Source organism: Rhodosalinus sp., from assembly GCF_046542825.1.
In the GTDB taxonomy this organism is placed as follows: domain Bacteria; phylum Pseudomonadota; class Alphaproteobacteria; order Rhodobacterales; family Rhodobacteraceae; genus Rhodosalinus.
In genome coordinates, this window is the sequence record NZ_JBKHAQ010000010.1 from 34,406 (window position 1) to 42,186 (window position 7,781).

Below are 7,781 nucleotides of genomic sequence, written 5' to 3' on the forward strand. Positions count from 1 at the left end.
GCCGCTCAAGGGCTTATGCGCCGCGCTTGAACTCGCCCACCTTCTGATAGAGAAGCGACCAACCGCGCCCCAGACCAAGGATCTCCCCGTGGACATTGCAGCGCTTCGTGCCGCCCATCCCGATCACTGGCGCCGTGCCGCCGCCATCCGTGCACTGACGCTCGACGCCGTCGCCGCGGCAAACTCGGGTCACTCCGGCATGCCGATGGGCATGGCGGACGTGGCCACGGTGCTGTTCTCGAAGCACATGAAGTTCGACGCGGCGGCGCCCGACTGGCCCGACCGCGACCGCTTCATCCTGTCGGCCGGGCACGGCTCGATGCTGCTTTACGCGCTGCTCTACCTGACCGGCTCGCGTGAGATCACGCTCGACGAGATCCGCAATTTCCGCCAGTGGGGCGCAAGAACCGCGGGCCACCCCGAGAATTTCCTGGCGCAGGGCATCGAGACCACGACCGGCCCGCTGGGCCAGGGCTTCGCCAACGCGGTGGGCTTCGCCATCGCCGAGGAGTCGCTGCGCGCGCGTTTCGGCGCAAAGATCGTGGATCATCACACCTGGGTCATCGCCGGCGACGGCTGCCTGATGGAAGGCGTGAGCCAGGAGGCGTTGACGCTGGCAGGCCACCTGCGGCTGTCGAAGCTGATCGTCTTCTTCGACGACAACGGCATCACGATCGACGGCCCGGTCGCGATGGCCGACCGCACCGACCAGCTGGCGCGCTTCGCCGCGTCGGGCTGGCATGTGCAGACGGTTGACGGCCACGACCCCGAGGCGGTGGATGCGGCAATCCGGGCCGCCAAGGACAGCCCGCTTCCCTCGCTCATCGCCTGCAAGACGCATATCGCGCTGGGCTCTGCCGCGCAGGACACCGCCAAGGGCCACGGCGCGCTGACCGACCCGCAGGTGGTCGTCGACACCAAGGCCGCCTACGGCTGGGAGCACGGCCCCTTCGAGGTGCCGGCAGACGTCAAGGGCTGGTGGGAAGAGGTCGGCCGCCGCGGCGCAGAGGCGCGCGCGGACTGGACCCGGCGGCTGGACGCGCTGGGCAAGGGCAAGCGCGCCGAGTTCGACCGCCGCGCGACGGGCGAGGCACCCCGCCAGCTCGCCGGGGCTCTGCGCAAGCTGAAGAAAGCGGCGGCGGAAGAGCCGCAGAAGATGGCCACGCGCAAGGCGTCGGAAACGGTGCTCGAGGCAGTGAACACCGTGATGCCGGAAACCTTCGGCGGTTCCGCCGACCTGACCGGCTCCAACAACACGCGCACCGGCGACCTGGGCGTCTTCACGGCCGGGAACCGGGACGGGCGCTACCTGCACTACGGCATCCGCGAGCACGCGATGGCCTCGGCGATGAACGGCATGGCGCTGCACGGCGGGCTGCGTCCCTACGGCGGCACCTTCATGGCCTTCACCGACTATGCGCGCCCCGCGATCCGGCTCTCGGCGCTGATGAAGCAGCCGGTCGTCTATGTGATGACGCATGATTCCATCGGATTGGGCGAGGATGGGCCCACGCACCAGCCGGTCGAGCACCTGGCGATCCACCGCGCCACGCCCAACACGCTGCTGTTCCGCCCCGCCGACCTGGTCGAGACGGCAGAGGCCTGGGAGGTCGCGCTGACCCAGGGCGACCGCCCCTCGGTGCTGGCGCTGACCCGTCAGGGCGTGCCCGCGGTGCGGCTGACGCATTCCGCACGGAATCTCGCCGCGCGCGGCGCTTACGTGCTGGCCGAGGCAGAGGGCAAGCGGCAGGCCATCCTGATCGCCACCGGCTCGGAGGTGCATGTGGCCCTCGCCGCGAAGGAGCGGCTCGAGGGCGAGGGCATCGGCACCCGCGTCGTCTCGATGCCCTGCATGGAGCTTTTCGCCGAAGCGGACGAAAGCTGGCGCCGCCGCGTGCTGCCCGGCGGCGCGGTGCGCGTCGGCGTCGAGGCGGGCGTCCGGCAGGGCTGGGACCGCTGGCTGATGGGCGAGCGGGGGCGCGAGGCGAAGGCGGATTTCGTGGGCATGGCGAGCTTCGGTGCCTCCGCACCCGCCGAGGTGCTGTTCGAGAAGTTCGGCATCACGCCCGAGGCGGTGGCGGAGCGGGTCAAGGCGCTGCTCTGAGCGCCGGGGAAGGCGCTTGAAAGCGCCTTTCCGCCCGCGCGCGCGGGCGGCCAAGGGCCTTGCAAGGCCCTTGGTCCCGGCCGCAGAGCTCCGCTCGCGATTTAACGCTAACATCCCGAGGGAAAGGCCCAATTCCTTTGCCCCGCAGGCGCCGCCCGATTATACGGGCGCCGAGGCGCAGCGCAGGAGACGACCCCAATGACCGTGACGCTCGGAATCAACGGATTCGGCCGCATCGGCCGCTGCACGCTGGCCCATATCGCAGAGGCCGCGCGCAACGACGTGCAGGTGGTCCGGATCAACGCCACCGGCCCCATCGAGACGAACGCGCATCTGCTGCGCTACGACAGCGTGCACGGCCGCTTCGGCGGCGAAGTGAAGGTCGCGGGCGACACCATGGACATCGGCCGCGGCCCGATGCAGGTCTTCTCAACCTACGACCCCGCCGAGCTCGACTGGGAGGGCGTGGACGTGGTTCTGGAATGCACCGGCAAGTTCAACGACGGCGAAAAGGCCAACATCCACCTCGCGCGCGGCGCGAAAAAGGTGCTGATCTCGGCGCCTGCAAAGAACGTCGACCGCACCGTGGTCTTCGGCGTGAACCACCGCGACCTTCTGGCCGGCGAGCGGATGATCTCGAACGGCTCCTGCACCACCAACTGCCTCGCGCCGCTGGCCAAGGTGCTGCACGAGGGCGTCGGCATCGAGCGCGGGATCATGACCACGATCCACAGCTACACGGGCGACCAGCCCACCCTCGACCGGCGGCACAAGGATCTCTACCGCGCGCGCGCCGCCGCGATGGCGATGATCCCCACCTCGACCGGCGCCGCCAAGGCCATCGGCGAGGTGCTGCCGGAACTCAGGGGCCGGCTCGACGGCTCCGCGATGCGGGTGCCCACGCCCAATGTTTCGGCCGTGGACCTGACCTTCGAGGCGTCGAAGGACGTGACCGCCGAGGACATCAACGAGATCGTGCGCGAGGCGGCCGCCGGCCACATGGGCGCGGTGCTCAGCTACGACCCCGAGCCCAAGGTCTCGATCGACTTCAACCACACGACTGCCTCCTCGATCTTCGCGCCCGAACAGACCAAGGTCGTGGGCGGGCGCACCGTCCGCGTGCTGGCCTGGTACGACAACGAGTGGGGCTTCTCCGCGCGCATGGCAGATGTGGCGGCGGTGATGGGGCAACTCGCGGACTAGCCGCGGCGGACGCACGCCATGACCAACAGCATCGCGCTCGGGCTGGGCCTCGCGATCCTGGCCGCGATCGTCGCCGATCAGGTGTGGTTGGACGGCGCGGGCTTCATCTTTCTCATGCGCCGGTTCTACGCACTCATCGAATGGCTGGCCTTCTGGCGTTGAGCGCCACGGAGGAAGGCCGCCCCACGCCCCGTTCCATCCCTGCTCTTGCGCAAGATACCCCCCGGGGGGTGCGAGAGCGGGGCAGACAGCCCCCTCTGCCTCTGCCGCCGTCACCGCCAACCGTGGGATCAAGCGCCTCGTCCGCTCAGCCCGTGAACCGCGCGCGCAGCGCCTCGTCGACCGCCGGCGGCACGAATTTCGAGGTGTCGCCGTTGAGCCGCGCAATTTCCTTCACCAGCTTCGAGGCGATCGCCTGGTGCCGCGCCTCCGCCATGAGAAAGACGGTCTCGACCGTGTCGTCGAGCGCGCGGTTCATGCCGACCATCTGGAACTCGTATTCGAAGTCGCTGACCGCGCGCAGGCCGCGGATGATCAGGCCCGCGCCCACGTCGCGCGCGCAGTCGATCAGCAGGTTCTCGAAGGGGTGAACCACGATCTCGATGCCGGTCTCGTCCGAGAGCGCGACGCATTCCGCCTTGATCATCGCGACGCGCTCCTCCAGCGCGAAGAGCGGCCCCTTGTCGCGGTTGATCGCCACGCCGATCACCAACCGGTCGACCAGCTGCGCCGCGCGGCGGATGATGTCAACGTGCCCGTAGGTGATCGGGTCGAAGGTGCCCGGATAGAGCCCGATACGCATCTGCCTTGCCTCCCTGCCCCCCGGTTCGAGGTCGCGCGGACCCAACCGCAGCAGGACGCGGAATGCAAGCGAAAGGCGCGCCTTCGACCGCCCGGATCAGTCGCGCGCGACGACGAGCGGGATCAGCGCGGCCGCGCCTGTCCGTCCCTCAGTAGCCCATGATCATGCTCTTGAGCGCGTCCTTCTCCATCGAGAGCTCGGTCAGGCGCGCCTTGACCACGTCGCCTATGGTGACGATTCCCACCATCTCGCCCGCCTCCACCACCGGCATGTGGCGAAAGCGCCCGGCCGTCATCCGCGTGAGCACCTGATCGGCGGTCTCGGTCAGCGCGCAGGTCTCGACGGTGCAGGTCATCACCTCCTCGACCTGGCGCAGCAGGCAGTCCTCGCCCTGCCGCGCGATCTCGCGCACGATGTCGCGCTCGGACAGGATGCCCGCGGCGCGCTTGCCGTCGTTCGACACCACGACGGAGCCGATCCGTCTGTCGGCAAGAAGTGTTGCCGCGTGAGCAACCGTGTTGCCAGGCGAAACGGTCACGACGCCTGCATCGCCCTTCAGCTTCAGGATCTGCTGGACCTGCATGGCGCTCCTCCCGGGCTTGCAATCCGTGCGATATTTCAGCGTCTCTTGAAAGCGCCCGACCTGTCAAGCGGCGTGGCGCCCGGCGCGGACACGCGGCGATTGCCCCTGTCGCCCGGCGCGCGGCGCGGCTATGGTCGCGCCCGAACCGGAGGATGGAGGGACACCCATGACCGAGGAACTCGCCCACTGGATCGGCGGCAAGCGCGTCTCTGGCCGCTCCGGCCGCTTCGCGGACGTCTTCAACCCCGCGACCGGCGAGGTGCAGGCGCGCGTGCCGCTGGCCTCTGCCGACGAACTCGACGAGGCGGTGAGGATCGCGGCCGAGGCGCAGCGCGGCTGGGCCGCCACCAATCCGCAGCGCCGCGCCCGCGTGCTGATGGAGTTCGTGCGGCTGCTGAACCGCGACATGGAGAAGCTGGCCGAGACGCTGAGCCGCGAGCACGGCAAGACGGTCCCCGACGCGAAGGGCGACATCCAGCGCGGTCTCGAGGTGGTCGAGTTCTGCATCGGCGCGCCGCACCTGCTGAAGGGCGAGTTCACCGACAGCGCCGGCCCCGGCATCGACATGTACTCGATGCGCCAGCCGCTGGGCGTGGTGGCGGGCATCACGCCCTTCAACTTCCCCGCCATGATCCCGATGTGGAAGTTCGCGCCCGCCATCGCCTGCGGCAACGCCTTCATCCTCAAGCCGTCCGAGCGCGACCCGTCGGTGCCGCTGATGCTGGCCGAGCTGATGGAAGAGGCGGGACTTCCCGCGGGCATCCTGCAGGTCGTCAACGGCGACAAGGAGGCGGTGGACGCGATCCTCGACCACCCCGGGATCATGGCGATCGGCTTTGTCGGCTCCACGCCCATCGCCGAATACATCTATTCCCGCGGCTGCGCGAACGGCAAGCGCGTGCAGTGCTTCGGCGGGGCGAAGAACCACATGATCGTCATGCCCGACGCCGACATGGACCAGGCAGCGGATGCGCTGGTGGGTGCGGGCTACGGGGCGGCCGGCGAACGCTGCATGGCGATCTCGGTGGCCGTGCCCGTGGGCGACGAGACCGCGGACCGGCTGATCGAGAAGCTGGTGCCGCGCATCGAGAAGCTGAAGGTCGGCCCCTACACCGCGGGCGGTGACGTGGACTACGGCCCAGTCGTGACGGCCGCGGCGAAGGAGAAGATCCTCGGCCTGGTGCAGTCCGGCGTCGATCAGGGCGCCGAGCTGGTCGTGGACGGCCGTGACTTCCAGCTTCAGGGCTACGAGAGCGGCTTCTTCGTGGGTCCGCACCTCTTTGACCGCGTGACGCCCGACATGGACATCTACCGCGAGGAAATCTTCGGGCCGGTGCTGTCAACCGTGCGCGCGGGCAGCTACGAAGAGGCGCTGGGGCTTGCCATGGACCACGAGATGGGCAACGGCACCGCGATCTTCACCCGCGACGGCGATGCCGCGCGCGATTTCGCCAGCCGCGTCAACGTGGGCATGGTCGGCATCAACGTGCCGATCCCCGTGCCGCTGGCCTACCACACCTTCGGCGGCTGGAAGAAATCGGCCTTCGGCGACCTCAACCAGCACGGGCCAGACGCCTTCCGCTTCTACACGCGGACCAAGACGGTGACCGCGCGCTGGCCCTCGGGTCTCAAGGAAGGCGGCGAGTTCCACTTCAAGGCGATGGACTGACCGAAAACTTTTCGACCGAAAAGTTTTCTCTTGCCGCGCAGGCTCCGGCCGCGAATTTTCGATCGAAAATTCGCGGCCGTTTGGAGAAGCGCCCATGCCGGATCCATCCTTCACACTCGGGATCGAGGAGGAGTATCTGCTCGTCCGCTCCGACAGCCTGGACCTGGCGGAGGCGCCCGAGGGGCTAGTGGATGATTGTGCAGCCGCGCTCGAGGGGCAAGTCAGCCCGGAGTTCCTGCAATGCCAGATCGAGGTCGGCACCCGCGTCTGCGCGGACGTGGGCGCGGCGCGGGACGACCTGCGGCGCCTGCGCTCGGTGGTGGCCGCGAAGGCCGCGCAGCACGGGCTCGCGGTGATCGCCGTCTCCTGCCACCCTTTCGGCGAATGGACGGCGCAGCACCACACCGACAAGGCGCGCTACAACGCGCTCGACCGCGACCTTGCCGGCGTGGCACGGCGGATGCTGATCTGCGGCATGCATGTGCACGTCGGGCTGGGCGACGACACGCTGCGGATCGACACGATGCGGCAGATGTCCTACTTCCTGCCGCATCTGCTGGCGCTCTCGGCCTCCTCGCCCTACTGGCGGGGCGAGGACACCGGCCTCGCCTCCTACCGCCTGACGGTCTTCGACAACCTGCCGCGCACCGGCCTGCCGCCGCAGTTCGCGGCCTGGGAGGACTATGCGCGCTCGGTGGGTGTGCTGACCGATCTGGGCATCATCGAGGACGCCTCCAGGATCTGGTGGGACCTGCGCCCCTCGGTCCGCTTCCCGACGCTGGAGGCGCGGATCATGGACGTGCAGCCGCGGCTCGAACACACGCTGGCGCTGGCCGCCGTGGTGCAGAGCGTGGCGCGGCTGCTGTGGCGGCTGCGCGCCCTCAACCAGCGCTGGCGCATCTACGAGCCGTTCCTGATCGCCGAGAACCGCTGGCGCGCGCAGCGTTACGGGATCGAGGAAGGGCTGATCGACTTCGGGGCCGGCGAGGTCAAGCCGTTCGCGCAGCTTCTTGATGAATTGATCGAGCTGGTCGGAGACGATGCGACGGCGCTGGGCTGCCGCGCCGAACTGGAGAGCCTGCGCGACATTCTGGCCTTCGGCACCTCGTCGAGCCGGCAGCGCGCGGTGGCAGAGGCCGCGCGCGCGGCGGGCGCGGATCGCGCGGGCCGGATGCGCGCCGTGGTCGCCCATCTGATCGAGGAATTTCACGCCGATCTCTGAGCCTTGCAAAAGTCCTGCAAGAAAGGGCAACTAGACCCCCGGCCAATGGGAGGAGGACGGCGATGGATTTCGGCTTGAGCGAGGAGCAGCAGGCCATCTTCGACATGGCCCATGCCTTCGGGCAGGAGCATATCGCGCCGCATGCGCGCGACTGGGAGGCGCAGGGCACGATCCCGAAAGAGCTTTGGCCCAGGGTGG

At 68.9% G+C, this 7,781-nt stretch carries 8 protein-coding genes; 6 read left to right on the forward strand and 2 right to left on the reverse strand.

The window, feature by feature from the left end; all coding sequences use genetic code 11:
- The first annotated feature begins 88 nt into the window (after nucleotides 1-88).
- The 3 genes from tkt to ACLFOB_RS02775 all read left to right on the forward strand — a co-directional run bounded on the left by tkt (nucleotide 89) and on the right by ACLFOB_RS02775 (nucleotide 3,469).
- Nucleotides 89-2,104 (forward strand): transketolase, encoded by a 2,016-nt coding sequence (gene tkt, locus ACLFOB_RS02765; protein WP_410924739.1) that lies wholly within the window; start codon nucleotides 89-91, stop codon nucleotides 2,102-2,104.
- 198 nt (nucleotides 2,105-2,302) lie between these two features.
- On the forward strand, nucleotides 2,303-3,307 hold the full coding sequence (gap, locus tag ACLFOB_RS02770) for a type I glyceraldehyde-3-phosphate dehydrogenase (RefSeq protein WP_410916202.1): 1,005 nt from the start codon (nucleotides 2,303-2,305) through the stop codon (nucleotides 3,305-3,307).
- A gap of 18 nt (nucleotides 3,308-3,325) precedes the next feature.
- Nucleotides 3,326-3,469, forward strand: coding sequence for a glyceraldehyde-3-phosphate dehydrogenase (locus ACLFOB_RS02775; protein ID WP_410916201.1), 144 nt, complete (start codon nucleotides 3,326-3,328; stop codon nucleotides 3,467-3,469).
- A 145-nt stretch (nucleotides 3,470-3,614) separates the two neighbouring features.
- Here the strand turns inward: ACLFOB_RS02775 and coaD are convergent, their stop codons facing one another.
- Together coaD and ACLFOB_RS02785 are read right to left on the reverse strand one after the other, a co-directional pair.
- The gene (gene coaD / locus ACLFOB_RS02780; RefSeq protein WP_410916200.1) at nucleotides 3,615-4,109 is read right to left on the reverse strand and encodes a pantetheine-phosphate adenylyltransferase; all 495 of its coding nucleotides are present in this window, start codon (nucleotides 4,107-4,109) and stop codon (nucleotides 3,615-3,617) included.
- Nucleotides 4,110-4,257: 148 nt separating this feature from the next.
- Nucleotides 4,258-4,692 (reverse strand): CBS domain-containing protein, encoded by a 435-nt coding sequence (locus ACLFOB_RS02785; protein ID WP_410916199.1) that lies wholly within the window; start codon nucleotides 4,690-4,692, stop codon nucleotides 4,258-4,260.
- 166 nt (nucleotides 4,693-4,858) lie between these two features.
- On the opposite strand from ACLFOB_RS02785, the gene ACLFOB_RS02790 reads away from it, so the two are divergent.
- The 3 genes from ACLFOB_RS02790 to ACLFOB_RS02800 form a co-directional block, all read left to right on the forward strand.
- Nucleotides 4,859-6,361, forward strand: a complete 1,503-nt coding sequence (locus ACLFOB_RS02790) for a CoA-acylating methylmalonate-semialdehyde dehydrogenase (protein ID WP_410924741.1) — start codon at nucleotides 4,859-4,861, stop codon at nucleotides 6,359-6,361.
- A 94-nt stretch (nucleotides 6,362-6,455) separates the two neighbouring features.
- The gene (locus ACLFOB_RS02795) at nucleotides 6,456-7,583 is read left to right on the forward strand and encodes a carboxylate-amine ligase (protein ID WP_410916197.1); all 1,128 of its coding nucleotides are present in this window, start codon (nucleotides 6,456-6,458) and stop codon (nucleotides 7,581-7,583) included.
- Between the two features lie 62 nt (nucleotides 7,584-7,645).
- Nucleotides 7,646-7,781 (forward strand): acyl-CoA dehydrogenase family protein (locus ACLFOB_RS02800; protein ID WP_410924747.1); only part of this gene is annotated, 136 nt, incomplete at its 3' end.